Annotated in this window: 24 protein-coding genes and 1 pseudogene; 18 read left to right on the forward strand and 7 right to left on the reverse strand. The window is 39.1% G+C overall.

What is annotated here, in order from left to right; translation table 11 throughout:
- Window positions 1-66 precede the first annotated feature (66 nt).
- The 7 genes from atpB (at window position 67) to HZR21_RS02775 (ending at window position 6254) form a co-directional block, all read left to right on the forward strand.
- Complete coding sequence (gene atpB, locus HZR21_RS02745; protein WP_180746187.1) at window positions 67-777, forward strand: F0F1 ATP synthase subunit A; 711 nt, start codon at window positions 67-69, stop codon at window positions 775-777.
- Between the two features lie 12 nt (window positions 778-789).
- Window positions 790-1299 carry a F0F1 ATP synthase subunit B gene (atpF, locus tag HZR21_RS02750; RefSeq protein ID WP_180746189.1) on the forward strand — a complete coding sequence of 170 codons (510 nt, stop codon included), beginning with the start codon at window positions 790-792 and terminating at the stop codon, window positions 1297-1299.
- Between the two features lie 2 nt (window positions 1300-1301).
- On the forward strand, window positions 1302-1829 hold the full coding sequence (locus HZR21_RS02755; RefSeq protein WP_180746191.1) for a F0F1 ATP synthase subunit delta: 528 nt from the start codon (window positions 1302-1304) through the stop codon (window positions 1827-1829).
- 148 nt (window positions 1830-1977) lie between these two features.
- The gene (atpA, locus tag HZR21_RS02760; RefSeq protein ID WP_180746193.1) at window positions 1978-3483 is read left to right on the forward strand and encodes a F0F1 ATP synthase subunit alpha; all 1506 of its coding nucleotides are present in this window, start codon (window positions 1978-1980) and stop codon (window positions 3481-3483) included.
- 14 nt (window positions 3484-3497) lie between these two features.
- Window positions 3498-4373, forward strand: a complete 876-nt coding sequence (locus HZR21_RS02765; protein ID WP_003140723.1) for a F0F1 ATP synthase subunit gamma — start codon at window positions 3498-3500, stop codon at window positions 4371-4373.
- Between the two features lie 37 nt (window positions 4374-4410).
- Window positions 4411-5823, forward strand: a complete 1413-nt coding sequence (gene atpD, locus HZR21_RS02770; protein ID WP_180746195.1) for a F0F1 ATP synthase subunit beta — start codon at window positions 4411-4413, stop codon at window positions 5821-5823.
- Between the two features lie 11 nt (window positions 5824-5834).
- Window positions 5835-6254 (forward strand): F0F1 ATP synthase subunit epsilon, encoded by a 420-nt coding sequence (locus tag HZR21_RS02775; protein WP_003140718.1) that lies wholly within the window; start codon window positions 5835-5837, stop codon window positions 6252-6254.
- A gap of 374 nt (window positions 6255-6628) precedes the next feature.
- Here HZR21_RS02775 and sdaAA read toward each other — a convergent pair whose 3' ends face one another.
- Genes sdaAA through HZR21_RS02790 form a run of 3 tightly spaced genes read right to left on the reverse strand, consistent with a single transcriptional unit; the run spans window position 6629 to window position 8826 of the window.
- Complete coding sequence (sdaAA, locus tag HZR21_RS02780; protein ID WP_180746197.1) at window positions 6629-7498, reverse strand: L-serine ammonia-lyase, iron-sulfur-dependent, subunit alpha; 870 nt, start codon at window positions 7496-7498, stop codon at window positions 6629-6631.
- Window positions 7499-7516: 18 nt separating this feature from the next.
- Window positions 7517-8188, reverse strand: a complete 672-nt coding sequence (gene sdaAB, locus HZR21_RS02785; RefSeq protein ID WP_003140715.1) for an L-serine ammonia-lyase, iron-sulfur-dependent subunit beta — start codon at window positions 8186-8188, stop codon at window positions 7517-7519.
- A complete protein-coding gene (locus HZR21_RS02790; RefSeq protein ID WP_003140714.1) occupies window positions 8185-8826 on the reverse strand; it encodes an HAD hydrolase-like protein in 642 nt (213 codons plus the stop codon). The genes sdaAB and HZR21_RS02790 overlap by 4 nt, the downstream gene beginning before the upstream one ends.
- Window positions 8827-9033: 207 nt before the next feature.
- Here HZR21_RS02790 and HZR21_RS02795 point away from each other — a divergent pair, with 207 nt between their 5' ends.
- From HZR21_RS02795 to HZR21_RS02805, 3 genes are all read left to right on the forward strand, one after another.
- Entirely contained in the window at window positions 9034-9897 is an 864-nt protein-coding gene (locus tag HZR21_RS02795) for an AraC family transcriptional regulator (protein WP_180746199.1), read from the forward strand.
- 1 nt (window position 9898) lies between these two features.
- Window positions 9899-10357 carry a hypothetical protein gene (locus tag HZR21_RS02800; RefSeq protein WP_003140710.1) on the forward strand — a complete coding sequence of 153 codons (459 nt, stop codon included), beginning with the start codon at window positions 9899-9901 and terminating at the stop codon, window positions 10355-10357.
- A gap of 253 nt (window positions 10358-10610) precedes the next feature.
- Complete coding sequence (locus HZR21_RS02805; RefSeq protein ID WP_180746201.1) at window positions 10611-11474, forward strand: hypothetical protein; 864 nt, start codon at window positions 10611-10613, stop codon at window positions 11472-11474.
- 94 nt (window positions 11475-11568) lie between these two features.
- Here HZR21_RS02805 and HZR21_RS02810 read toward each other — a convergent pair whose 3' ends face one another.
- Entirely contained in the window at window positions 11569-12507 is a 939-nt protein-coding gene (locus HZR21_RS02810; RefSeq protein ID WP_180746203.1) for a biotin--[acetyl-CoA-carboxylase] ligase, read from the reverse strand.
- A gap of 77 nt (window positions 12508-12584) precedes the next feature.
- Here HZR21_RS02810 and HZR21_RS02815 point away from each other — a divergent pair, with 77 nt between their 5' ends.
- Entirely contained in the window at window positions 12585-13640 is a 1056-nt protein-coding gene (locus HZR21_RS02815) for a hypothetical protein (protein ID WP_180746205.1), read from the forward strand.
- Between the two features lie 117 nt (window positions 13641-13757).
- Here HZR21_RS02815 and HZR21_RS02820 read toward each other — a convergent pair whose 3' ends face one another.
- Window positions 13758-14369, reverse strand: a complete 612-nt coding sequence (locus HZR21_RS02820; RefSeq protein ID WP_180746207.1) for a Type 1 glutamine amidotransferase-like domain-containing protein — start codon at window positions 14367-14369, stop codon at window positions 13758-13760.
- 265 nt (window positions 14370-14634) lie between these two features.
- Here HZR21_RS02820 and mnmA point away from each other — a divergent pair, with 265 nt between their 5' ends.
- From mnmA to HZR21_RS02835, 3 genes are all read left to right on the forward strand, one after another.
- Window positions 14635-15759 carry a tRNA 2-thiouridine(34) synthase MnmA gene (gene mnmA / locus HZR21_RS02825; RefSeq protein ID WP_180746209.1) on the forward strand — a complete coding sequence of 375 codons (1125 nt, stop codon included), beginning with the start codon at window positions 14635-14637 and terminating at the stop codon, window positions 15757-15759.
- 504 nt (window positions 15760-16263) lie between these two features.
- Window positions 16264-16992, forward strand: a complete 729-nt coding sequence (locus HZR21_RS02830; protein ID WP_180746211.1) for an ABC transporter ATP-binding protein — start codon at window positions 16264-16266, stop codon at window positions 16990-16992.
- A 148-nt stretch (window positions 16993-17140) separates the two neighbouring features.
- Window positions 17141-18355 carry an ABC transporter permease gene (locus HZR21_RS02835; RefSeq protein WP_246307789.1) on the forward strand — a complete coding sequence of 405 codons (1215 nt, stop codon included), beginning with the start codon at window positions 17141-17143 and terminating at the stop codon, window positions 18353-18355.
- A 293-nt stretch (window positions 18356-18648) separates the two neighbouring features.
- Here HZR21_RS02835 and HZR21_RS02840 read toward each other — a convergent pair.
- Both HZR21_RS02840 and HZR21_RS02845 read right to left on the reverse strand, forming a co-directional pair.
- A pseudogene (locus HZR21_RS02840) lies at window positions 18649-19930 on the reverse strand (2-hydroxycarboxylate transporter family protein).
- A 21-nt stretch (window positions 19931-19951) separates the two neighbouring features.
- Entirely contained in the window at window positions 19952-21574 is a 1623-nt protein-coding gene (locus HZR21_RS02845) for a malolactic enzyme (protein WP_180746215.1), read from the reverse strand.
- Window positions 21575-21727: 153 nt separating this feature from the next.
- Between HZR21_RS02845 and HZR21_RS02850 the strand changes: the two genes are divergently transcribed.
- From HZR21_RS02850 to HZR21_RS02865, 4 genes are all read left to right on the forward strand, one after another.
- Window positions 21728-22636 carry a LysR family transcriptional regulator gene (locus HZR21_RS02850; RefSeq protein WP_180746217.1) on the forward strand — a complete coding sequence of 303 codons (909 nt, stop codon included), beginning with the start codon at window positions 21728-21730 and terminating at the stop codon, window positions 22634-22636.
- A 49-nt stretch (window positions 22637-22685) separates the two neighbouring features.
- Window positions 22686-23180, forward strand: coding sequence for a YehS family protein (locus HZR21_RS02855; RefSeq protein WP_180746219.1), 495 nt, complete (start codon window positions 22686-22688; stop codon window positions 23178-23180).
- A 144-nt stretch (window positions 23181-23324) separates the two neighbouring features.
- Entirely contained in the window at window positions 23325-25196 is a 1872-nt protein-coding gene (gene mnmG / locus HZR21_RS02860; RefSeq protein ID WP_180746221.1) for a tRNA uridine-5-carboxymethylaminomethyl(34) synthesis enzyme MnmG, read from the forward strand.
- A gap of 270 nt (window positions 25197-25466) precedes the next feature.
- The gene (locus HZR21_RS02865) at window positions 25467-26438 is read left to right on the forward strand and encodes a Fic family protein (RefSeq protein ID WP_180746223.1); all 972 of its coding nucleotides are present in this window, start codon (window positions 25467-25469) and stop codon (window positions 26436-26438) included.
- The last annotated feature ends 22 nt before the right edge of the window (window positions 26439-26460 follow it).

The following is a 26460-nucleotide window of genomic DNA, read 5'->3' on the forward strand; positions in this document are numbered from 1 at the left end:
AAGTAGAGTAATTTCTTATTAAATAGTTTGAGATGTGTGTATATATAAGAAAGGAAGTGAGTATTCGTGGAAAAATCTTGGTCTTTTCATATTGGACCGGTTTATTTTGATGGTGCTGTCCTTGTCATGACTATTTTAACTTGTGCGATTACCTTTGGGTTTATCTTTTGGGCGAGTCGTCGAATGACTTTGCGACCAAAAGGTAAACAAAATGTATTAGAAACGCTCATTGATTTTGTCAATGGTGTCTCTCAAGACAATTTGGGTGCGACTGAATCACGTCACTACTCACTTTTTGTCTTTGTCCTTTTCATGTTTATCTTTGTTGCCAATAACATTGGCTTGTTGATTAAAATTGAAGGATCAAATGAGTTAACTTATTGGAAATCACCAACGGCAGACGTTGGTGTGACATTGGCTTTATCATTAATGGTGTCGCTTGTAGCGACATTGTCGAGTATCAAGCGTTTTGGCTTTAAAGGCTACATTAAACACGTCTTTTTATCGCCTGCTGCTATGCTACCAATGAACATTATAGAAGAATTTACCAATTTTCTAAGTTTAGCCTTGCGTCTATTCGGTAATATTTTTGCTGGTGAAATTGTGATTGGCTTGATTGCACGTATTGGTAATATTCAGGTTTATTATTTACCACTTGCGATTCTTCTTGAAGTGGCCTGGACAGGGTTCTCTCTCTTTATTGGAGCGCTGCAAGCATATGTTTTCGTCTTGTTATCAACCATGTATATCAATGAAAAAATCGCAAGAGATGAGTAGAAAGGAGTAGTCATGAGTCCATTTATTTTGTTAGAATCTGCTCCGAGTTCAATGCTAGGCAACATTATTGTGGTCAGCGGTGCCTTTTTAATCTTAGTTTTCTTGATTAAAAAATATGCTTGGGGTGCGGTGACATCAATTTTTGATGAACGTGCAAAAAAAATCAACGAAGATATTGATAACGCAGAAAATGCGCGTCTACAAGCTGAAGCTTTTGCAGTGCAACGCGAGACTGAATTAGCAGGATCGCGTGATGAAGCTATTAAAATCATCAATAATGCAAAAGATACTGCTGAAGCTAATAAAGCTAAAATTGTAGCAGAGGCTGCAGAAGAAGCACGTCGTGCAAAACAACGTGCTAATGAAGAAATTGAACAGTCTAAAAAAGAAGCCATTTCAGGTATTAAAGGTAATGTAGCTGATATTTCAGTTAAGATTGCCGAAAAATTAATTGGCGAAACATTAGATGCGTCAGCACAATCAGATTTGATTGATCAATACTTGGAAAAATTGGGGGAATAAATATGTCTCTCATTATTGCTCAAAAATATAGTAAAGCTTTGCTTGAAGTCGCTCAAGAAAGTCAGCAATTAGAGGCTGTCTTAGCCGAAGTGGCTGCTTTTGATAAAGTCATTCAGTCGACGGATCTCCAAGCTTTTTTAGTTGATGTAGCTTATTCGGATGACAAGAAACATCAAGTCATTGAGAGTTTACAAAATGTGTCCTCTGATATTTTCAAGAATTTCTTGGAAGTGTTGGTGAAAAATCAACGGATGGCACTCTTGCCTTTAATTATTAAAGAGATTCGGCATCAAGCCGATAATCTATTCAAGATTTCAGATGTTGATGTTACGAGTGCGATTGCACTGTCAGATGCACAACTCAGTAAACTTGAAACGACGATTAAAAGCAAGTTTGATCTTAATGAAGTCACAATTAAGAATACAGTCGATAGTAGTATTTTGGGCGGTGTGATTATAAATGCCCGTGGTAAAATCATCGACGCAAGTATTAAGTCGCAGTTAAACAAAATTGCGAAATCAATTATTTAAAAATGATACTGAAAGCTTGGGCGACACAGTCGTAAACTTTCTTAGAAAAAGGCTTTAATTGATTTGCGCTTGCGCAGGTCCGGTAAACATTCTTTTTTCTAGAAAAATAGCTTGAAGTTCAAATGTTCTAATAAGGAGGCGACAATCTTTGGCTTTTAACGCTAATGAAATCAGTTCACTGATTAAACAACAAATTGAAAATTTCACACCTGATTTTTCGGTCGCTGAGACCGGAGTTGTAACATACGTCGGTGATGGGATCGCCCGTGCTCATGGACTAGAAAATGCCATGAGTGGTGAATTGCTTGAATTTTCAAACGGTTCGTATGGTATGGCACAAAACTTGGAGTCAACTGACGTCGGGATTATCGTTCTCGGTGAATTTGGCGATATCCGTGAAGGCGATACTGTCAAACGGACAGGTAAAATCATGGAAGTCCCTGTTGGTGAAGCGCTGATTGGGCGCGTTGTCAATCCTTTGGGAATTCCTGTTGATGGTCTTGGTGATATTAAAACGGACAAAACACGTCCGGTTGAGTCAGCAGCACCTGGAGTTATGCAACGTAAAAGTGTTGCAGAACCTCTTCAAACTGGTCTGAAAGCGATTGATGCTTTGGTACCAATCGGCCGCGGTCAACGTGAGTTGATTATTGGTGACCGTCAAACAGGTAAAACTACAATTGCAATCGATGCTATCTTGAATCAAAAAGGTCAAGACATGATCTGTATCTACGTGGCGATTGGTCAAAAAGAATCAACTGTCCGTACGCAAGTTGAAACGCTCCGCAAATACGGTGCGCTTGACTATACAATCGTTGTGACGGCATCTGCATCACAGCCTTCACCTTTGCTTTATATCGCACCTTATGCTGGTGCAGCTATGGGTGAGGAATTCATGTATAACGGCAAACACGTTTTGGTTGTTTACGATGACTTATCAAAACAAGCCGTTGCCTATCGTGAATTGTCACTCTTGCTCCGCCGTCCACCAGGTCGTGAAGCCTATCCTGGTGATGTTTTCTACTTGCACTCACGTCTTTTGGAACGTGCAGCTAAACTTTCAGATGAATTAGGTGGTGGTTCTATGACCGCCTTACCATTTATTGAAACGCAAGCAGGTGATATTTCAGCCTACATCGCAACAAACGTTATCTCAATTACCGATGGTCAAATTTTCTTAGAAAACGATCTCTTCTATTCAGGTATTCGTCCAGCCATTGATGCGGGTTCATCCGTATCACGTGTTGGTGGTAGTGCACAAATTAAGGCTATGAAAAAAGTTGCCGGAACGCTTCGTCTTGACTTAGCGTCATTCCGTGAACTAGAAGCCTTTACACAATTTGGATCAGACTTGGATGCAGCAACACAAGCCAAATTGAACCGTGGTCGCAGAACAGTGGAAGTTTTGAAACAACCGTTGCATGAACCACTTGCTGTTCAATACCAAGTCTTGATTCTCTATGCTTTGACGCATGGTTTCCTTGATACAGTGCCAGTTGATGATATTCTTGCCTTTGAATCACAATTGTTTGATTTCTTTGATGCTAATCACAAAGACTTGCTTGAGACAATCGTTACAACTAAAGATTTACCAGCTGAAGATTTACTAGATGCAGCTATTCAAGAATTCAAAGCATCATCAGCAATTAATTAAAAGGGAGGTTTGCTATGCCAGCTTCGCTAAATGAAATCAAAGTCAGAATTGCATCAACCAAAAAAACAAGTCAGATTACAGGTGCTATGCAAATGGTATCCGCTGCTAAGTTGACAAGATCTGAACAAAACGCAAAGAATTTTCAAGTTTATGCTCAAAAAGTTCGGGCGATGACGACCGATTTGATTGGCTCAGAATTATCTGAGGGGTCAAATAATCCGATGCTGATCAAGCGACCGGTTAAAAAGACAGGTTACATTGTCATTACATCAGATAAAGGTCTCGTCGGTGGTTATAATTCAACGATTTTGAAGGCTGTTATGCAGATGTTGGAAGATGATCATGACAATCAAGATGAATATGTCATCATTGCCCTTGGTGGCATGGGAGCAGATTTCTTCAAAGCTCGCGATATCAACGTCTCTTATGAACTTCGAGGTCTGTCTGATCAGCCAACTTTTGATGAAGTTCGCAAAATCGTCAATAAATCAGTTAGTCTTTATCAAAATGAATTATTTGATGAATTGTACGTTTGTTACAATCACCATGTTAATTCTTTGACGAGTCAGGTACGCGTTGAAAAAATGCTACCCATTACTGATTTAGATGAAAATGAAGCTACATCTCATCATCAAGAATTTGAACTTGAACCGGATCGTGATACCATATTGGAACAACTTTTGCCACAATATGCGGAAAGCATGATCTATGGTAGTATTATCGATGCTAAAACGGCTGAACATGCTGCGGGTATGGCAGCCATGCAAGCCGCAACAGATAATGCGAAAAATGTGATCAATGATCTGACTATTCAATACAACCGCGCCCGTCAAGCAGCCATTACCCAAGAAATCACGGAAATTGTTGCCGGCGCGAGTGCCTTGGAATAAATAGTCAACTGAATATCTTAATAAAACAGGAGGTAATATGAGCTCTGGTAAAATTTCACAGGTAATCGGACCAGTTGTAGACGTAGAGTTTGCAGGTGGAGAAAATCTTCCTGAAATTAATAATGCGCTGATTGTTTATAAAGACAATGGCGATAATACAAAAACTAAAATCGTGCTAGAAGTAGCGCTTGAGCTTGGTGACGGTGTTGTCCGCACCATTGCCATGGAGTCTACTGATGGTTTAAAACGTGGTCTTGAAGTTCTTGACACAGGTCGCCCAATCAGTGTACCTGTCGGGAAAGAAACCCTTGGTCGTGTATTTAACGTTATTGGCGATACAATCGACTTAGAAACACCATTCCCTGAGGATGCTGAGCGTAGCCCAATTCACCAAAAAGCACCTGCTTTTGATGAATTGTCTACCTCTAACGAAATCCTTGTGACTGGTATCAAAGTTATTGATTTACTTGCCCCTTATCTTAAAGGTGGTAAAGTTGGTCTTTTCGGTGGTGCCGGTGTTGGTAAAACCGTTTTGATTCAAGAGTTGATCCATAACATTGCCCAAGAACATGGTGGTATTTCCGTGTTTACTGGTGTTGGCGAACGGACGCGTGAAGGGAATGACCTTTACGAAGAAATGAAAGAATCAGGCGTTATTGAAAAAACTGCCATGGTCTTTGGTCAAATGAATGAGCCACCTGGTGCGCGGATGCGTGTTGCCTTGGCTGGTTTGACAATTGCGGAATATTTCCGTGATGTTGAAGGTCAAGATGTGCTTTTGTTTATCGATAACATCTTCCGTTTCACACAAGCCGGTTCTGAAGTATCTGCCCTCTTGGGTCGGATGCCCTCAGCCGTTGGTTACCAACCAACATTGGCAACAGAAATGGGGCAATTACAAGAACGTATTACCTCAACTAAAAAAGGCTCTGTTACATCAATCCAAGCGATTTATGTACCAGCCGATGACTATACTGACCCAGCGCCAGCGACTGCCTTTGCCCATTTGGATTCAACGACCAACCTTGAGCGTAAATTAACGCAACAAGGGATTTATCCAGCCGTTGACCCATTGGCATCAAGTTCACGTGCCTTGACACCGGAAATCGTTGGTCAAGAACACTATGAAGTGGCGACAGAAGTGCAACGTGTGCTCCAACGCTACCGGGAATTGCAAGATATCATTGCAATCTTAGGTATGGATGAATTGTCTGACGAAGAAAAGACCCTTGTTGGTCGCGCTCGTCGCATTCAATTCTTCTTGTCACAAAACTTCAACGTGGCTGAACAATTTACTGGTCAACCTGGTTCTTATGTGCCAGTTGAAGAAACAGTTAAGGGCTTTAAAGACATTCTTGCTGGTCAATATGATGATTTACCTGAGGATGCTTTCCGTGCCGTTGGTCCAATCGAAGATGTCATTGCCAAAGCTAAGAAAATGGGTTACTAAGGAGGTCTGATATGGATTACATGACAGTCCAAGTCATCACACCTAATGGGATTTGTTACGATCACCATGCCTATTTTATCTTGTTGTCAACTGTTGATGGCGAACTTGGGGTCTTGCCTAACATGATTCCAACGATTGCATCTTTGAAAATTGATGAATTGAAGGTGCGCCGAATTGATGATGAAAAACACGTCGACTGGATTTCTATTAATGGTGGGATTGCAGAAGTTCGTGATAATTTAGTCACAATTGTTGCCGATTCTGCAGAACGAGATCGTGATATTGATGTGACACGTGCTGAACGTGCTAGACGTTTAGCTGAAAGTGCTCTTCAAGAAGCTGAAAATAAACGTGACGTCGATGCTGCTAAACGTGCCGAAGTCGCACTTCACCGTGCGCTCAATCGTTTGCGGGTATCTGGTCACAGATAAATTGATAATACACAAAAAAACCTTGTCATTTGATAAGGTTTTTTTTGTTCAAGTGAGTGAGTTTCAGGTGAAATATCCTACTGTTTCTCAGAAAGTCTATGAGGTCATCAAGTAATCAATTAATCTACCGATTTCGAATTGTTTTGGCAAAAGAATACCGATATGGTAAAAAAAACAGGGAATAATTTACCGATTTCGCATTGTTTTGTAACATTTTCATGCTGAATTACAATTGATTGATAAGCGGTATAGAAATAGATGATGCCCTATTTCAATTAGCGTATTTAACATCTATTCTTTAGAAACTCTTTGCAATAAGACAATAAGAAAAGCTCAGAATGTCAATATTCTGGGCTTTTCATCTCTATTTCGATTTAACCAAATATCTCAGCCTTCAATCGTTTGCCTGTTGGTGTTGCAGCAAGTCCACCTTCGGCTGTTTCTCGGAAGGCACTAGGCATGGCTTGTCCGACTTGATACATGGCTTGGATAACTTCATCAGTTGGAATTCTGGACTCGATTCCAGCTAAAGCCATGTCAGCAGCAACCAAAGCGAAACTTGCACCCATGGCATTACGTTTAACACAGGGCACTTCAACTAGTCCAGCTACAGGGTCACAGATGAGACCGAGTAGATTTTTTATGACAAAGGCACAGGCTTGACTGGCCTGATGAGGATTGCCACCAGCAGCCATGACAAGGGCGGCTGATCCCATAGCGGCAGCTGAGCCAACTTCTGCCTGGCAACCACCTTCAGCGCCTGAAATTGAAGCATTGTTAGCGATGACGAGACCGAAAGCTCCAGCAGTAAATAAAAAATCGAGCTGTTGTGCTTGGGTTAATTGTAGTTTGTCAATGGCAGTAGATAGTACTGCTGGGACACAACCTGCACTACCAGCGGTTGGTGTGGCACAGACGAGTCCCATTTGGGCGTTACTTTCATTGACTGCCATGGCATTTCGCGCGGCGCTCAAAACGGTTGTATCTGATAAGGTACGACCAGATTTGATATAACGATCAAGTTTGAGTGCATCGCCACCAGTCAAGCCAGTGCGCGATGTGTTTTCTGTCATGCCATTATCAATCGAGGCTAACATAACCTTGAGATTTTCTGACATAAGGTCGAGAATTTCAGCACGTGTTCGACCAGATGTTTCGATTTCGGTCGCAATCATCAATTCAGAAATGGACCCTTCAAATTCTTGATCAGCCTGTACGACTAATTCTTCTATTGTATAGAACATGGGGTGTCTCCTTTAAAGTTAACCGAAGAAGTTGACGTTGTGTAAATTGTCAATGGCTTTGATTTCGGCGAGGGCTTGGTCGACATCACGAGAATCAATTTCGATGATCATGATGGCTTTTTCACCTGCATTTTCCCGCGTGACGTTCATTTGAGCGATATTAATATTGTGTTTTGAGAGGCTATCGGTTACTTTAGCAATCATACCGGGAACATCTTGATGGACGATGATGAGTGTTGGTGTATTCATATTCAATGCGACATCAAAGCCATTCAACTCAGTCACCTGAATATTACCACCACCGATTGAAATGCCTTTGATTGACATGGACTTTGTAGCAGATTTAATGATAATTTTAGCTGTATTTGGATGGTCAGCTTTTTCGTCTTTATGGATATGCCAAAAAACTTTTATACCAGCTTTATCGGCAATTTCTAGAGACTCTGGAATTCTAGGATCATTTGTCTCCATACCCAGAATTCCTGCAACAAGTGCCAAGTCTGTACCATGTCCACGGTAAGTTTTTGCAAAAGACTGATAAAGATGAAACTCGACCTCAGTTGGTTGCTCACCGAAAATCGAGTGCACAATTTTACCGATGCGAACCGCACCGGCAGTGTGTGAGCTTGAAGGGCCAATCATGACTGGTCCCATAATATCAAAAACGGATTTAAATTTGAGATGCCTCATCTGATGTTCTCCAAAAGTTGTTGCGGATGAGCGATGATGATGTCACTGCCAGCTTTTTCAAGCTCGATTTCATCACCGAAACCCCAGAGCACACCGATAGTTTTCGCTACCTTGTTCTCCAATCCACCAATGATGTCATAGTCTCTATCCCCAATCATAGCTGATGTTTCAGGCGTTGATTGTGTGTTCATGAGTGATTTCCTAAGGACGAGGGTTTTAGAGTGGGATTGTGGCGTGTTGCCAAAAATCCCCTGAAAATGTTGCGACATATCGAGTTCTGCGAGCATATTTTTGGCGACATCCTCTTTTTTCGATGTAGCGATGTAGAGTTTATAATCTAAGCGTTGCAGATTATCGAGCATTTCTAAAATGCCGTCATAGGGCTCAGCCTCGTGCATGCCTTTTGCAGCGTAGTATTTGCGGTACGTTACAATGGCTTTTTCGGCCCATGCGTCATCACCATTTGAGAGTCTTGCAAAGGTTGTTTCAAGAGGTGGACCTATGAAACTATTTAACTCGCTATCGGATAGCTGAGGATATTTCATTTCATCAAATGTATAACGAAAACTGTTAAGGATGCCTCTGGAACTTTCCAGAATAGTACCATCCAAATCGAAGAATAAATTTTTTAATGTCATAGGTTTATTTTATCACGATATGGTCTGTTTTGATAGGTTGAAGGTTTAATTTTCCGAAGTAAATAGTATCATTTTGTGAAGATTATTTTGGTGGTGGAATATGAGTAAGTGATTGTGTGAAACACTCTTTTTTGTGCTGTAATAGAGAGGTGAATTGATATGAAATATGTTATACTTTGGTTGAGAAATCATGAGGAGGTTTGAAAGATGAAGTGGATTAATCATTTGAATAAGGCTATCAATTATATTGAGGCACATTTAACAGATGAGATTGATTTGGAAAAGTTAGCACAACTTGCCTGCTGTTCAACTTTTCATTTTCAAAGGATATTTTCTTATATTGCAGAAATTCCTTTATCAGAATATATTCGCAGAAGAAAAATGTCGTGTGCAGCCTTTGATTTACAAAATAGTTCGGAAAAAATTAGTGATATTGCTTTGAGATATGGTTATGAATCACCAACTGCTTTCAATCGTGCTTTTCAAACCATTCATGGTGTCGCACCATCCATTGCGAGAAGTGAGGGAACGAGACTGAAAGCCTATCCACCAATTTCTTTTACGTTGTCAATAAAAGGCGAGACGGAATTAAATTACCGGATTGAAAATAAATCAGCTTTTAAGATTGTCGGATTTAGTGAGCACTTTCAAGTTGATGTTCAAGAAAATTTCAAAGCCATTCCTATGTTTTGGGGAAAAATGGGACAAGAAGGACTAATGCCTCAGCTCGTTAGTCAAATGTCATGCCAACCGTTTGGGGTACTAGGGGTGAGTACCTGTATGGATGGTGAAACTTTTGACTACTATATTGCTGTTGCAAGTGACAATGAAACACCTTCTGGTATGGTTGATGCTATTGTGCCAGATTCTAAGTGGGCAATTTTTGAAAGTGTTGGTGCCTTGCCAGATGCTTTACAGGACTTGCAAAGGCGAATCATTACAGAGTGGCTACCAAGCTCTGGTTACGAGTATGCTAATGCGCCAGATATTGAAGTTTATTCGGAAGGGAATCAGCAGTCTGAGGAGTATAGGTGTGAAGTTTGGCTACCGATTAAAAAAGGAGATGACTAGGATGATTCATTTAGTGTATTGCGATGACAAGGAGAAAGTTTTAGAGAAGATTTTGTCTGGTGAGAAAACGATGATTGTACGTGGTGCAGCAGGTCGAAAAATTCCTCATAGTCGAGTCTTTGAAGGAGAAACTTTATATTTTTTAAAAAAGGGAACACGAGATATTGCGACTAAAGCACATGTAAAATCAGTTCAAAATTTTGTCAAATTATCTGATGAAGAGATTACTTCTACTTTAGAAAAAAATCAGGAGCAGCTAGCACTCTCAGACAAACAAAAGGCAAGATGGCATAAGAAGTGTTTATGTTTGATTGCGTTTGACACTGTTGAATCTATTTCACCATTAGAATTTGAGCATCAGGGCAATATGGATGATTGGCTGATTTTAGAGAAGATTGATGATGTTGTGGTGGGGACAAGTGTGCCTTATGATTATAAAAATGCTAAGTTTAAGGTATAATCTGCTGGTATTGCAGTAGTGATTGGTTAATTTGTGTTGAGATAAAGATAACAATGGTCAGTTCTTATTCCCTTTTGGGGATAAAGCAGATATTATTGTTATTTTTTATTTATGTCAAATGACCTGATTTATGACTACTTTTAAATGAGGTAGATGTTATCATGTTTAGACAATTTTTTAAAGATGAATGTGATATACTTTGAGTAGAATATGACGCACAAGATCAATTTGGAAAATGATTAGGAGGTTACTTATGGTGGCGCAAACTTATTTAAAAGCTCGTCAATTTATTTACAGAAATGCTCGTCCAATCGACTTAACACGTTTCCAATATCATTTTGAGAATGGGACTAAGAAAGCTGTATTAGATGCGCTTGCAGTTTACCAAAACGAAGATGGTGGGTTTGGTCATGCTTTAGAGGCTGATTCGTGGAATCCAAATTCAACGCCTATTCAAACTTGGGCAGCGACTGAAATTCTACGCGAGCTTGACGTTTTTGACCTTCAAAATCCGATTGTGAAAGGAATTTTGAACTATCTGGCGAGTGGTCAAGATTTCGGCAATGATTTTTGGTATGGTGTTGTGCCGTCAAACAATGACTTTCCTCATGCACCATGGTGGTCGGCTGGAGCGGATTTTCAGGAAACTGACACTTATAATCCAACCGCAAGTCTGGCATCTTTTTACGTTAAAGTGGGCGACAAGCAGCATCCCTTTTACAAAAAAGCTGAGGAGATTGTGGCTAAAGCAGTTAAAAGTTACATGGCATCAGCCAAGCCAGATATGCACGAAATCTATTGCTATATCAACCTGTTAGATGATTTGCGCGAGATGGACGTGTCAGCACCTTTCGACTACGAGCGCTTTAAAGAAAAGCTGATCCAAGATGTGCATGATAGTATCGAAAAAGATACCTCGCTTTGGCAAAAAGAATATGTCAGCATGCCCTCTGAATTTATCAGAAGTCAAGAGAGTATTTTCTATCCAGGGCTTGAAGACCTAGTAGCTTATGAAGTGAAACTCATTCGAGAGACCCAGCTTGAATCAGGCACGTGGCAGGTTACTTGGAAATGGTCGGACTATGCGCGAGAGTTTGCAATCAGTAGCAACTGGTAGCAGTCTTACATGGTAATTAAATATATGTTATATCTTAAAAGTATAACTAAATAAAAAAAGAGCAGCTGCGTCAATGTGAGACAAGCTGCTCTTTTTATATTGTTTCGCCAGCTGAAAGTTTTTGAAGACCCTCTGCCGTTTTGAGAACTAATCGTCCAGCCTTATCGATGCGGAGCACCTTTCCAGTAAAGGTTTTCTGAGCGCATTGGATCTGGGCGTTTTTGTCCAGATCGCTAAAATGTGCTCGATAATCATCAAGGAATTTACCATCTTGGTAAGTGTCATACAAGCCCAAGAACTGATCAATCAGTGAGGCTGCGACTTGGTTTCGGGAAATCGCGAGCTGACTGGTGAGGTAGCCTAGTTCAGTTTGTTTATTTGTCAGGTTCAGCCCAATGCCGACGATGAGCGCCGAGTAGGTTTGGGTTTCAAAATTTACAATAGCTTCCGTTAGAATGCCCCCAACTTTTTGGCCTTGATAATAAATATTATTAATCCATCTGAAGTCTAAATCAATATCAAAAAGTTCCTTAACTGTTCGCCCAACAGCGACAGCAATCGCAGTTGCTAGAAGACTTGGCACGACTTGCTGCTCTGGTGTAATCGGTAGTGCAAAGCTGAGATATAAGCCAGTTTGGGCAGGAGAGTCGAAAACTCGACCAAAATGACCTGTTCCTCTAGTCTGGATATTGGCGATAATAACAGTTGGCTCAGTCACTTCACCATTGACTAGACCTTGTTTGGCATAAACGTTGGTCGAGGGCAGACTGTCAAAAACTTGAACAGCAATATCATGCTGTAAATCATGGCTAATACCCGCGGCACTCATTTTTTCATCTGGGATATAACGGTAGCCCTTACCAGGACCTCGTTGACTCTCAATCGTAAATCCATCAGCAGATAGCTTGGTGATAGCCTTCCAAATTGCTGCACGCGAAAGATTTAGTCTAGCGGCTAATTCTTGGCCAGAGACCCACTCATTTTCATGGTCAATTAAAAGATTTAAAATGATTTCTGCTGTTGAAGTTGTCATACTTCATTTTAACATAAATGCCCTAAAAAATCGGTTTGTTAACGCTTTCTTATCTGTTTTTTGTTATAATAAGAGTTATGAGAAAGAAAAATAAAAAAGGAATAGTTGCCCTTACGATTTTGGTACTGATTTTTGTTGCCTATGGTATCCGAATTAATTCGAATACCGATGCTAGTAGCAATCAGTCGAAAACTGAAAAGCTGTCATCAGCAGACATTCAAGCCAAAGCTGATGAGAAGGCTGCAAAGGCTTATGAGCCAACACAAGAAATTAAAGCCATAACTGAAAAAATCGGGTTCACAAAAAAAGGACGTGTCTTATTTTATGCGTCTGATCCCCAACTGTTAGATGCGGAAAATTTTAATGAGGAGGTACCTGATAGTACTGATTCACGTACAATTTTGGGATATTACGATCACCGACAAATCTATCTTTATAATATCCAAAATCAAGATTTATCAGGTATTGTTGAAGTTACCTCAGCACATGAAACTTTGCACGCTGTTTGGGATAGATTATCCAGTAGTGAGCGCCAAGAGCTGACAAAACTATTGGAAGCGGAATATGCCAAAGTCAAAACAGATAAATCGGAAGAAATGTTGGCTGATTATGCCAAGTTTGAGATTGGACAACGTGATAATGAGTTACATTCGTATTTAGGCACTGAATATCGTCATCTGTCGCCAGAACTTGAAAAGCACTACGCCAAGTATTTTGAAGATAGAGACAAAATTGTAACCATGTTCGAAAGCTATGAATCTAAGTTTGATGCATTAGATAAGCAGTCAGAGCAGTTATCAGCGGAGTTGACGGCATTAAAAGCACAAATCGATACTGATATGCCTCAGTATGATACTGATCTCGCTAATTTAAATGATGAAATTGAAGCCTTTAATGTTAGGGCAGAGAATTATTACTATACTAGCGAGGCGGACTTTTATGCGGATAGAAATGCTTTGGAGCAGAGAGCGGCCGAATTAGAAGCGCGTCAAACACAAATCAATATTAACATTGATCATTATAATACCAAAGCAGCTGAGCTTAATCAAATTGCCTTGAAAGCTTCAGAATTTAATAAGAGTATCAATTCAAAAGCAACTGATCCAAGCCAACCTGCTAAGAAGGCAGAGTGAAGTTACTAACAATAAGATATTATCTTAAAAAAATCAGGTTTATGGCTTGGTTTTTTGAGTAAAAAAAATCTCAAGTCAGTAAACTTGAGATTAGGGTGGCGATTCATAACATTAATTTTAGCTTACTCTAACATCGTCGCCTGATACCATAATTACTTGATCATTTGAGATAGGTTTTAGAGTTAATTTATTGTCGTAATTCGTTAAGATTTCTTGCGCTTCATCTTCAAAGGGCGCATTGGTGACATGTGGTACTGTATAAAAATCAACCAGGTTAAGTCCTTGTGTATTGGTCAGTAATGGTGCTTTTTTAGTGCTATCCATGGCTGAGATATAGGCAATATCAGGTGATGTGATGATTGAGCCTGCAGATTCACCGATATATGGTTTGCCTAGGTTGACTTGTTCAATGATGAGTTGATCAGCACCTGTTCGTTTTAATTCTTGTAGTAAAAAGAAGGAGTTGCCACCTGAAACATAGATATAATCATTTTGGCAGAGCTTGCTTTGGATATCGCTTGCTGAGGCCGTAGAGACTTCTAGGATGTCAATAATTAAACCAAGTGTTTCAAAAGCTGCTTTGGCGGATATAACATAACCATCATATTCTTGTGGCACATTGGCAGTTGGAATAAAGGTTACAACTTTTCCAGCTAATTTTTCGCCGATAAATGCTGGTAAACGATTGGCAACGTCATCAAATGAAGACGTGAGAAATAATTTTTTCATGCGTTAAACTCCCTAATTTAGTGTACCTATAGGCAACTTTGTACTAAATACCAGTATAACATAACAGAGGTCTGAGGACTCATCTTGATAGATCTAAACCTGTTGTTGCCGGTAGCTCACACGTATTTTCCAAAAGTGCCCTTACCTAGCAATCCGCCGGTAAATCTGCTATACTAGAATAGTTAATGACGCCCTTCAAAGCGATTGATTAACGGGGAGCAGCTTTGCGTGTTCCTAAATAAAATTTGATGGGAGGATTATTATTTTGCAAAATGATAATTCAAAAACTCGTGTCGTTGTTGGCATGAGTGGTGGTGTGGATTCCAGTGTCACAGCGCTTTTGCTCAAGGAGCAGGGCTATGATGTGATCGGGATCTTCATGAAAAACTGGGATGATACCGATGATTTTGGTGTCTGTACGGCGACGGAAGACTATAAAGACGTGGCTTTAGTGGCAGACCAGATCGGTATCCCCTACTATACGGTTAACTTCGAAAAAGAGTACTGGGATCGCGTATTTGAGTACTTCTTAGCAGAATACCGTGCAGGTCGGACGCCAAATCCAGACGTCATGTGTAACAAGGAAATTAAGTTTAAAGCTTTCCTTGATTACGCTATTGAACTTGGTGCAGATTACGTGGCAACAGGGCATTACGCCCAAGTCACACGTGATGAAAATGGTATCGTCCACATGTTACGCGGCGCTGATGACAATAAAGATCAGACTTATTTCCTCAGCCAATTGTCACAAGAACAGCTCCCAAAAGTGATGTTTCCACTTGGTCATTTGGAAAAGCCTGAAGTCCGTAAAATTGCGGAACGTGCAGGCCTTGCCACAGCTAAGAAAAAAGACTCAACAGGTGTTTGTTTCATCGGTGAAAAGAATTTCAAACAATTTCTCAGCCAATACTTACCAGCTCAAAAAGGTCGTATGATGACCTTTGAAGGCCGTGATATGGGTGAACACGCTGGCCTCATGTACTATACCATTGGTCAACGAGGTGGTCTTGGTATCGGTGGGCAACACGGTGGCGATAATGAACCTTGGTTTGTTGTCGGTAAAGATTTGTCACAAAATATTCTTTATGTTGGGCAAGGATTCCATAATGAAGCCTTATATTCAACAAGCCTTGATGCCAGTGATCTATCTTTCACACGTGACATGCCAGATACTTTTGAAATGCACTGTACAGCTAAGTTTCGTTACCGTCAAGCTGATACAGGTGTGACGATGAAAGTCAATGGTGACAAGGTTACAGTCGTCTTTGACGAACCAGTTCGTGCCATTACACCAGGACAAGCTGTTGTCTTCTATGATGGCGCAGAATGTCTAGGTGGCGCAATGATCGATCACGCTTATAAAAATGAACAAGTCATGCAATATCAATAATATTTTTATGGTAGAAAACGTCTTTGGACGTTTTTTATTATGACTTTGAAACCTTCGCCTGGACGTTTTTGTAATTTACCTAATAGCCGTTATAAAGTATTATGTCGTTGGTGGAAAAATACTGTAATCTAATTTATTTATTAATCAAAACATGCTCAACCGTGCTAAACATGGAACTGATACCGTATTTTGACCACAAGAAATTCATAATCAGGTTCATCAGTTTGGAACTGTGAACAGTGACTTATATGTATGTTGCTCTTTATTAAAGTGTGATATCTTGCTTTACATGATACTTGATTGAAAGGAGTTATTTTAAATGCAATATGTATTTTCTGCAAAAGGTAATGTAAGCGTTGACATTAAAAAAATTTAAGGTATACAATAGTGACTGTGTATAATATAACCAAAGGAAGAAATTAGGCAAAGACGTCAATCAAAAGAGTAAGGAAACTATACTAGAAGTTTATATAACGTATTTCAAAGTTAGGTTGAGGAAAAATTATGAATCGTACAATTATAAATATCAAAAATGTGACAAAGGAAATTACGTTAGGTAAATCGAACAATATAATAAGAATAATAGATGATATTTCTCTTGAAGTAAACAAAGGTGAGTTTTTAAGTATAGTCGGTCCATCTGGATCCGGTAAAAGCACACTATTAAATATTATTTCTGGTCTGTCAACGCCTACAAGTGGCGAGGTCTTTTTGGAAGCTCAAAATATATACGCGCTAAATTCAAAAAAATTGGCTAGATTAAGAAGAGAGAGAATCGGATTTATTTTTCAACAATACAATTTAATTTCTGCTCTGCCAGTATTTGAAAATATTGCTTTACAATTAAGACTAAGTCATCAAAAAATTGATAAGAATCAAATTGATAAATTACTCAATAGTATTAATTTTGAGCCAAAATCAACGGCAAGTATTGATTCTCTATCAGGAGGGGAAAAACAAAAAGTTGCGATAGCCAGAGTATTAGCAACTGATTGCGAAATTATATTTGCAGATGAGCCAACGGGTGCCTTAGATTCAGTTTCAAGTGAAAAAGTATTTGAAATTTTAAGAGAAATAACCAATCAAGGCAAAACAGTTATCATGGTCACTCATAATATTGAAATGGCATCAAGAACTGACCGGGCAGTTGTGATACGTGATGGGAAAATACAAAATATTTTGTCGAATCCTACTGAAGCCTCACTTCTTCATGAAATAGCGGGGAATTTATAATATGATTTCACTAGCATGGCTTCAATTTAAATATTCTTGGAAAATATGGATTTTTTCCCTCCCTGTTTTTATGACTTGTGCTTTTGTCATTAATATTTGCTTAACTAATTTTTTTAACTTTAGTAATAGTAGTTTGATAAATGATGACATGTCAAGTAATACCCAACTGTTTTTTATTCCAATAGTATTTGGTGGGATTATGGTACCAATAGTTTTAAAAAATACTGTTAAAGAAATATTAAACGGTTTACGAAAACAAAATAATTTACAAATTATTTTGGGAATGACGCCTGAGTATCTTGCTATTTTATCAGGTATAGAATTATCTATTGCCAGTATATTAGGTGCAATAGGTGGTTCTATTATAGCAACTCTCTTTGCTCAAACTTTTTATAATTTTCTTGTCAGCGCCCAAGGAACTCAACAATTTCCTGTTCTGACGATCAGGTTTTCGTTCCAATCTTTTTTTATCACATTGTTACTCATTACAATTGTGACTTTGTATAGTGGCTATACTAGATCAAGACGAACATTCTATAAAATTCAAAAAAATATCGAAAATATAAATATAAAAAATAGGGATAAATTTTATTATTTGAAAGTAATCTTTATGCTAGTTTTAAATATATTTATCATGACATACTTCTTGTCACTTTTACCAGAGAGAATAGGGATAAGTTCTTTTGGTGCCCAAAGCGTTTTATTGATTTTCCTAGAAATAATTGCTATATCATTGTTAATAAATGTATGCGGAAAAATAATTTTATTATTCTTTTCTAGAATTTTCAATATGATAGCCAATAGATTTAGATTATCTTTGCTAAACTTAGCAACTTATAGCATTAATGAGCATTTTGATACGTTCAAAAAAGTCTATATCCCGATAACAATTATCAGTATATTTGTTTCTGGGTTTTCTTCACTACTTATTGATTTACCTGACGGTGGCGATGCAGGAACTAGAACTTCAAATATGGTTGTCTTTTTAAGTGCGCCAATACTTATTGCATTAGCAATTACCATATGTATGATGATGTTACTGCAAGAAAAAGAAACCTTTGAAATCAAACAATTATTTATTTTAGGGTTAAGACCTCTAGATATTTTTTTAAAGAAAGAATTTGAAATTCTAATTTATTCATTTACAACACTACTAATATCTCTGACGTGTAATTTTGTGCTGAGTTTAATGTTTGTCAGAATAACTCAACTGTTTAATAAAAATATGGTTTGGACTAATATCTGGCTCCCCTCCCTTTTGCTTTCATTAGCAATCTTTGTTTTAATGTCAATTGTAGCTATGATTAAAGTAATAAACACGAAATGGGATATTTTAGAATTTAATATAGATACAGATATCTAGTAGGCTAATATTTTTAAAGCTGATAAAAAAAGAAAAATGATTGTATTGATGTGAACCCAAGTATATAGATTTTCCAAAAAAGGGAAGTCTTTTCTAATGGCGAAATATTTGTTTGATTTTTTGCATGAAAAAGATTAAACAAAAGTTTTTTGAGGACGAAAAAGAATCAATACCAATTTCGCATTGTTTTGTCAAAAGAATACCGAAATGGTAAAAATTCACCATGTTTCCATAAATTACCGTAGGCTATAAAAAAATCCATCACATGATAGTGATAGATTTTCATAATTTATTTAAGGATAAAAGAGTCGAATCAAGATACCGCCCATGATCAGTACGATAGCACCACAGAGTCGATTGCCCATTTGGGCGAAGGCAATCATTTCCATCCGGTCGGACGCGGATAGAACGGCGATATTACCAGTACCACCCATGGAGTTATTAATCATACCAGCGCCAATGGCTGTCTCCACTGGATACATACCGAGTACCTTACCTAGGAACCAGCTCGCTAGTCCCATGGCAACAACACTTGTTAAGCAGAGAATGACAAATTGCCAAGTCAAGGCTGAAGCTAAAGTTTTCAGGTCGATTAAGGCCAAACCTATCCCAGCTAAAACAGCATGGGTTAGATTGGTCATGACGACTTCATTAAACATAATGACCGATTCTTCTAATTGTTTTGGTACGGTATTTGTTGCTTTGATGATAAAGACGATGATAATCATAAAGGCATATTCGTGAACTTTTGGAAAGAAGTTATTGAGTAGACAACCCACCATCAGTAGTGAGAAGGCAAAGAGCATACCGACACCGATGCGTTGGGCATCAAGTTTAATTTTTGGTCGCTCAAGTTCTTCTTTAGTTGCTGAAATTAATGTCCCATGGCCATTGTATTTGGTGTTAGCAAAAACTTTTGAAATAGACAGGGCACCAATAATCGCCATAATGTTCCCGAAAGTCACAGCAGGTGCGAGTTGTGAGAAGATAGCGGCTTGGCTACCATGTGCTAGACCATAGGCATAGATTTGAGACAGTGGTGTGATCCCTGCGCCCATACCGCCTGCCATCATTGGCATTGAAACGTACATGACTGAGTGCGCAAAACCTTTGCCAAGCAACATCCCCATGCCACCGACTGCAAAAAAAGCCGATGACCATTGTAATCAAAGTGACAGGAATAAATTTAGTAGACGCTTTAATCAAGAGCTTGCGATTCATGCCTAAAATAGAGCCACAAATCAGTGCTGCGATATAAAAATCAAGAAAGCCGAATTGACCGCCCATGAATTTACCAACGGCACCAATAACGTTTTTAGGAATGACGTGGCCAAAAGATAGAAGTGTTGCGCCAATCAGCGTAAAGACAGATCCATCGCCAAGATAGGAGTTGACGATAGGCAGTTTTTCACCGATATAGTAGAGGAGATGTCCTAAGACAACTAGTAACAAGGTGATACCAACCATATTTAGTGGTAGTTTACCAAGTGCAATCACGCTTGCGAGAATCACGATAAAAAAGGTATAGAGTGGCAAACTAATCCCTGAAATTTTGATAGTTTTTAAATCTTTCATTTTCTCTTCTCTTAAGTCCTCTTAGTATTCTGGATACCATTTGAGGTCTTGGACAGCTTTAGACATATCAGTTTCTTCAGCTTGGGCTAAACCTTGTTTTTGAGCCATTTTTGCGACTGCTTCAGCGACTTTAATAGAGACGTCCGCAACATATTGGAATGGTGGGAGAACTGGCGCACCTGGTTGGTTTAAATCAACCATACCACTCAAGGAATGAGCAGCTGCACCAATCATTTCATCAGTCAAGAGTGATGCTTCAGACGCTAACATACCAAGTCCTAAACCGGGATAAATCAAAGCGTTATTTGCTTGACCGATTTGATAATCAACACCTTTATATTGAACGGTACCTGAAGGAACGCCAGTTGCGACAAAGGCTTTACCTTCTGACCACTCAATGACTTGTTCAGCAGTCGCTTCTAATTTTTTCGTTGGATTTGAAATTGGGAAAATGACTGGACGTTCTGTATTGTCACACATGGCTTCAACGACTTCTTTTGTGAAGGCACCAGCATCAGTAGACGTACCAACTAAAATAGTTGGTTTTACTGTTTTGACAACATGAAGTAAATTAGTCATATCACCAACATTTACAAAATCGGCATGTTTCTTAGCAAAAGGTTTTTGAGCAGGCGTTAAGTCTGTCATGTCATCAAAGAGCAAACCTTGTTTATCCATCATAAAGAAGTGTTGGTAGGCTTCTTCTTCTGAAAGACCTTCGCTGACCATTTCTGCATGCACGCGACTAGCGATACCTGCACCTGCAGACCCACCACCATAACATAGATAAACTTGATCAGTTAACTTATCACCTGTAATATCAAGGGCACCAAAGACACCACCGAGCACGACGATACCAGTACCTTGAATGTCGTCATTAAAGGTTGGGATTGATTTTTTATATTTGTCTAAAATGGTTGCAGCATTTGAGCGACCGAAATCTTCCCAATGCAAGTAAAGTTTAGGGAACATTTCTTCAGCGGTTGTGACAAATTGATCGATAAAGTCATAATATTGATCCCCGTAGAGACGTTCTTGATGATTACCGAGGTACAATGGATCTTCTAAAAGTTCATTTCTGCTTGTGCCAGCATCGATAACGATTGGCAAAACAGACGCAGGATCAATCCCAGCTGCTGCTGTATAGATCATCAATTTACCGACTGAAATATCCACACCTTGTGTGCCCCAATCTCCAATACCTAAGATTCCTTCTGCATCCGTTACAACAATGAGACGGATTTTACGGTCGCCTGCAGCATTTTTAAAAGTTTCTGCGATGTTTTCTGGGTGGTTGATATCGAGGTAAGCGGCATATTGTGTATCCACAAAGAGGTGGCTGTAGTTTTCGATCGTGTCCGCAATGATTGGATCGTAGACGATTGGGTTAAATTCAACGATGTGTTGGTTGAAGAGGTAGTAGAACAAAGTCCGGTTGGTGTTGAAAATTTCCATTAAGAAATGACGTTTTTCCAAGTCGTTGGGTTTCATCAAATAATGTTGATAGGTTTGTTCAGCTTGTTCTTCAATGGTTTGAACATGGGGCGGTAAAATACCGATCAGGCCAAGTTCTTGACGTTCCTCCATGGTAAAAGCAGTTCCTTTATTTAGGAACGGGTTGTTTAAAATGTCGTGTGCACGCATGTGTGTCTCCTCTATTAGTTATAAAATATTTTTTATATTGGCTAGTTTACACCCTATAAAATCTTATAGTCAACTCAAGCTGTTACGATAAATTTTATTTATAACAAATAAGTGCTGATATGTTAAAATGGTCAAAAAGGGGTGCGTTCTATCATGAATTTAAGAGATTTTGAGTATTTTAATGCTCTAGCTGACTTATTGTCCTATACACAAGTGGCACATCAATTTGACGTGAGTCAACCAACAATTAGCTATGCGATTAAACGTTTGGAACAACATTATGATTGTGATTTGATTAAGAAAGATCCGTCACATCGGACGGTTCAGTTAACGAGAGAGGGTGCAATTTTAAAGGCACATATTCACCATATACTAGACGAATTCGTAGCTGTAGAAAGAGCGATTGAGCACGCTAAGAAAAAGCAAGTTCATGTTGGTTTTCCGCCGATTATAAGGGCAAGAATTCTATCGAAATTATTAAGAGAAAAAGAGGCGGTCAACTTTATTTCAAATTTTGATTTGATTTCAGGTGGCTCAAACGAATTACTTTCTAAATTATTATCTGGCCGGCTTGATTTTAGTTTAATTGGTAGCGTGACGCCTTTGGTTCATCCAAATTTAACGGTGCAATTACTATATCAACGTGAATTCTATATTTTTGCTTCTAAAGATAATCCACTATCTCAAAAATCTGAAATATCATTTGAAGAGGCTGCAGACTATCCTTTTATTCTATTAGAGGAGGGGTTTGTTCACGCTAAGGCGTTTCAAAGGCTTAATGATAAGTATGACAAAAAGGCGCAAACTTTACTTCATTTTTCTGATGTTCAGACGATTGGTCAATTGGTTAAGTCAAATATTGGTATTACCTTAATGACTGATTTTATTCCGTTTAGGGATATGGAAAATCTAGTCAAAATTCCATTAGTGGCTAAAGATAAAGAGATTTTTTATGTGCAGTATGCTCATCTAAAAACTGCCGTGCTAAATGAAGATTTACAACAACTTGTTGTTATGTTGGATAAACTTTCTAAAGTAGATGATACTTGTGCTAATGAATGACTCGGATTTTAGCTACTCTTGACTATACTTTTCTGGTATAATCAAAGGTATGAATAATAACGATATTTTAATCCGTCTGCGCTACACGTTTGATATTAAAGATAGTGACATGCTCGATATTTTTGCCTTGGGTGGGGTGACACTCACCCTAGAAGAGCTCCGTGTTATCTTAAAGAAACAAGAGCCTGATACGGATCGTGATCAAGCCTTATCTCGCGAGAATTTGGAACGTTTCTTAAATGGTTTCATCATTAGCCAAAGAGGTGTGAAACGTGACAAGGAGGGGCAGGAGGTGCCTGCGACCTTTGATATGACGAGCGATGCGTTGATTAACAATGTGACGATTAAGAAGATTAAGATCGCTATGACTTATACGACGGATCATCTTCAGGATTTTCTGGCGCAGTCGGGTAAAACGGTATCGACGAGCGAGTTGTCTGCGATTTTGCGTAATAAAAATCACCGTAATTATAAGCCTGCTGGCGATCAAATTTTGCGTAATATGCTGAAAGGTATGGCTTTAGATTACCGAGGCAAATCTTGAGTTGAGTAAAAATCTTGACCGACTAGGACAATTCTGCTAAAATATAAGTATCAATAATTCAAGGTAGTCAAGTACCGAGAAGAATAGCGTAGCTATTTTTCGTGTACTTGGCTTTTTGGTATGAAAATATAAAAAGAGGTAATCATGCAATTTCAAGAAAATTTTGATGTCATCGTCGTTGGTGCCGGTCATGCAGGAAGTGAAGCGGCGCTAGCGTCTGCGCGGATGGGCAGTAAGACCTTGCTCGTCACGATTAACCTAAATATGGTCGCGTTCATGCCGTGTAATCCGTCAGTCGGCGGATCGGCTAAAGGGATCGTCGTTCGCGAAATCGATGCGCTCGGTGGCGAGATGGGTCGCAACATCGACAAGACCTATATTCAAATGAAGATGCTCAACACCGGCAAGGGTCCTGCTGTTCGGGCGCTTCGCGCACAGGCGGATAAGGATTTGTATGCGCGTGAGATGAAAAAAACGATTGAGCAGACGGAAAATCTGACTTTGCGTCAAGCGGTAGTGGATGAGATTCTCGTCGGAGACGGTCAGATTACTGGGATTAAAACCTCAACGGGTACGATTTATACGGCGAAATCAGTTGTTATTACAACAGGGACAGCCCTTCGTGGTGAGATCATCATCGGTGAGCTCAAGTATTCGTCAGGGCCAAATAACTCCCTAGCTTCTATCGGTCTTGCTGACAATTTACGTGACTTGGGCTTTGAGATTGGTCGTTTTAAAACGGGTACGCCTCCGCGCGTGAAGTCTAGTACCATTGATTACAGTAAAACGGAGATTCAACCAGGGGATGAGAAGCCAAATCACTTTAGTTTCTTATCAAAGGATGCGGATTATTTGACCGATCAAATTCCGTGTTGGTTGACTTATACAAAAAATGCGACGCATATGATTATTCAAGAGAATTTGCATCGTGCGCCAATGTTTTCTGGGATGGTTAAGGGTGTTGGACCGCGTTATTGTCCGTCGATTGAGGATAAAATCGTGCGTTTTGCTGACAAGCCACGTCACCAACTGTTTTTAGAGCCTGAGGGTCGGGATACAGAAGAAGTTTATGTGCAAGGCTTGTCGACATCGATGCCGGAAGATGTGCAGTTTGAGATGTTGCGCTCAATTCCAGGTTTGGAAAATGCTGAGATGATGCGTTCAGGCTATGCGATTGAGTATGATGTGGTTTTGCCGCACCAACTGCGTGCGACGCTTGAAACAAAATTGATTTCAGGCTTGTTTACAGCAGGTCAAACCAATGGCACATCAGGCTATGAAGAAGCAGCAGGTCAAGGTTTAATCGCAGGGATCAATGCCGCGCTGAAAGCACAAGGTAAACCTGAGTTTATTTTGAAACGTTCAGATGCTTATATCGGTGTGATGATTGATGACTTGGTAACGAAAGGGACGATTGAACCTTATCGTTTGTTGACAAGTCGTGCTGAGTATCGTTTGATTCTCCGCCATGATAATGCCGATATGCGCTTAACACCACTTGGCCGTGAAATTGGTTTGGTGTCTGATTATCGTTGGCATACCTTTGAGATTAAAAAATATCAATATGAAAACGAACTATTGCGCCTGCAAAAAAATAAACTCAAACCAATCGCTGAAACCAATGCTAAGATAGAAGCTTTAGGCTTCAAGCCATTGACGGATGCCTTGACAGCAGCAGAGTTCATGCGTCGTCAAGAAATCACTTATGAGATTGCGACATCCTTCATCGGACCCGCACCAGAAGTCTTGAATGCGAAAATTATTGAATTGATCGAAACAGAGATCAAATATGAAGGCTATATCAAAAAAGCAACCGATCAAGTCGCTAAAATGCACCGTTTGGAAGCCAAACGTATTCCGAAAAATATTGACTGGGATGCTTTAGATAGCATTGCCACAGAAGCGCGTCAAAAATTCAAGAAAATCAATCCTGAAACGATTGGCCAAGCCAGTCGTATCTCAGGTGTCAATCCTGCGGATATTAGTATTTTGATGATTTATTTGGAAGGTAAATAAGACGTAATAAGCTTAGACTATCTGGGCTTTTTTCTATGGTATAATGGAAACGAAATACGTGTACCAAATGAGTCACAGTTCAAGATATTTGTTGCAATTTTACATAGAGTGCTATCAGATTCTTATGAAAGCTTGTAAGAAGGATTAAGTTTGAGTAATTTAAATATATATGCTTTAACATTCAAAATGAAGTATTATACCAAATGACATAGAAATCGATAAAATATTGATATTTTGGTATAATTAACCTATTCTATGTCAGGAGAAACTATGTCTTATCAACCACTGTTCGACATCACAGACGATATGTTAAATAAAATCGTTGAAATAACAGAAATTGTAACAAAATTAACACTCACACAACCGCAAAATTTTCATTTACGTAAGGAAAATCGCCTACGTTCAATTCATTCAAGTCTTGCTATTGAAGCAAATTCTTTATCTTTAGAGCAAGTAACTGCCATAGTCAACGGCAAGCGTGTATTAGGTAAACCGCAAGAAATTAGAGAAGTACAAAATGCTTATCAAGCCTATGAACAAATTTTTAAACTCAATCCTTATCAAGTCACTGACCTATTGCAAGCGCACGACTATCTAATGGCTGATTTAGTAAAACATTCAGGAGGCTTTCGTTTAGGTGATGTCGGTATTTATGATATTGCTGGAAATCTTGTGCATATGGGTGCTCGTCCACAGTTTGTGAGCCATCTTGTTAATGAGTTACTTGAGTGGGGACAAAGTGCAGTTATTCCAGCCTTAATAAAGAGTAGCGTTGTGCATTATGAACTTGAAAAAATTCATCCTTTTGAAGATGGTAATGGCAGAATGGGACGGTTGTGGCAGAATTTGATTTTAGCACAAGATTACCCAATATTTGAATACCTGCCAATTGAAACGATGATTTATGAGCATCAAGAAAGCTATTATAAGGCTTTGAGTGATAATAAAAGTGCCACGCGATTCATTAATTTTATGCTTGATATTATTATGGAGACAATAAAAAATAGCGATATAACAAGCGATAAAATAGCAATAAAACAATTAAGTAAACCACAAACTGAATTTTACCATCTTATACGTGATTATTTACAAAAAAATGAGAGTGTGACGAGTGCTGAAGCACAAATATTATCAGGTAAATCAGCAGCAACAGTGCGTAATTATTTTGCGAAATTGGTTTCAAAAAACTTATTAGTCGCTCAAGGTGAGAATAAAGCCCGAAAATATTTTTTAGCAAACTAGGCCGAAAGAGAATGCATGGCGA

The sequence above is a fragment of the Pseudolactococcus laudensis genome, from assembly GCF_013449735.1.
Lineage (GTDB): Bacteria > Bacillota > Bacilli > Lactobacillales > Streptococcaceae > Pseudolactococcus > Pseudolactococcus laudensis.

What these genes read in the sequence shown, in the direction of transcription:
- atpF (WP_180746189.1), top strand. Translation starts at nt 790, where the DNA reads ATGAGTCCATTTATTTTGTTAGAATCTGCTCCGAGTTCAATGCTAGGC.
- HZR21_RS02755 (WP_180746191.1), top strand. Translation starts at nt 1,302, where the DNA reads ATGTCTCTCATTATTGCTCAAAAATATAGTAAAGCTTTGCTTGAAGTC.
- HZR21_RS02765 (WP_003140723.1), top strand. Translation starts at nt 3,498, where the DNA reads ATGCCAGCTTCGCTAAATGAAATCAAAGTCAGAATTGCATCAACCAAA.
- atpD (WP_180746195.1), top strand. Translation starts at nt 4,411, where the DNA reads ATGAGCTCTGGTAAAATTTCACAGGTAATCGGACCAGTTGTAGACGTA.
- HZR21_RS02775 (WP_003140718.1), top strand. Translation starts at nt 5,835, where the DNA reads ATGGATTACATGACAGTCCAAGTCATCACACCTAATGGGATTTGTTAC.
- sdaAA (WP_180746197.1), bottom strand. Translation starts at nt 7,498, where the DNA reads ATGTTCTATACAATAGAAGAATTAGTCGTACAGGCTGATCAAGAATTT.
- sdaAB (WP_003140715.1), bottom strand. Translation starts at nt 8,188, where the DNA reads ATGAGGCATCTCAAATTTAAATCCGTTTTTGATATTATGGGACCAGTC.
- HZR21_RS02790 (WP_003140714.1), bottom strand. Translation starts at nt 8,826, where the DNA reads ATGACATTAAAAAATTTATTCTTCGATTTGGATGGTACTATTCTGGAA.
- HZR21_RS02795 (WP_180746199.1), top strand. Translation starts at nt 9,034, where the DNA reads ATGAAGTGGATTAATCATTTGAATAAGGCTATCAATTATATTGAGGCA.
- HZR21_RS02800 (WP_003140710.1), top strand. Translation starts at nt 9,899, where the DNA reads ATGATTCATTTAGTGTATTGCGATGACAAGGAGAAAGTTTTAGAGAAG.
- HZR21_RS02805 (WP_180746201.1), top strand. Translation starts at nt 10,611, where the DNA reads ATGGTGGCGCAAACTTATTTAAAAGCTCGTCAATTTATTTACAGAAAT.
- HZR21_RS02810 (WP_180746203.1), bottom strand. Translation starts at nt 12,507, where the DNA reads ATGACAACTTCAACAGCAGAAATCATTTTAAATCTTTTAATTGACCAT.
- HZR21_RS02815 (WP_180746205.1), top strand. Translation starts at nt 12,585, where the DNA reads ATGAGAAAGAAAAATAAAAAAGGAATAGTTGCCCTTACGATTTTGGTA.
- HZR21_RS02820 (WP_180746207.1), bottom strand. Translation starts at nt 14,369, where the DNA reads ATGAAAAAATTATTTCTCACGTCTTCATTTGATGACGTTGCCAATCGT.
- HZR21_RS02830 (WP_180746211.1), top strand. Translation starts at nt 16,264, where the DNA reads ATGAATCGTACAATTATAAATATCAAAAATGTGACAAAGGAAATTACG.
- HZR21_RS02835 (WP_246307789.1), top strand. Translation starts at nt 17,141, where the DNA reads ATGTCAAGTAATACCCAACTGTTTTTTATTCCAATAGTATTTGGTGGG.
- HZR21_RS02845 (WP_180746215.1), bottom strand. Translation starts at nt 21,574, where the DNA reads ATGCGTGCACACGACATTTTAAACAACCCGTTCCTAAATAAAGGAACT.
- HZR21_RS02850 (WP_180746217.1), top strand. Translation starts at nt 21,728, where the DNA reads ATGAATTTAAGAGATTTTGAGTATTTTAATGCTCTAGCTGACTTATTG.
- HZR21_RS02855 (WP_180746219.1), top strand. Translation starts at nt 22,686, where the DNA reads ATGAATAATAACGATATTTTAATCCGTCTGCGCTACACGTTTGATATT.
- mnmG (WP_180746221.1), top strand. Translation starts at nt 23,325, where the DNA reads ATGCAATTTCAAGAAAATTTTGATGTCATCGTCGTTGGTGCCGGTCAT.
- HZR21_RS02865 (WP_180746223.1), top strand. Translation starts at nt 25,467, where the DNA reads ATGTCTTATCAACCACTGTTCGACATCACAGACGATATGTTAAATAAA.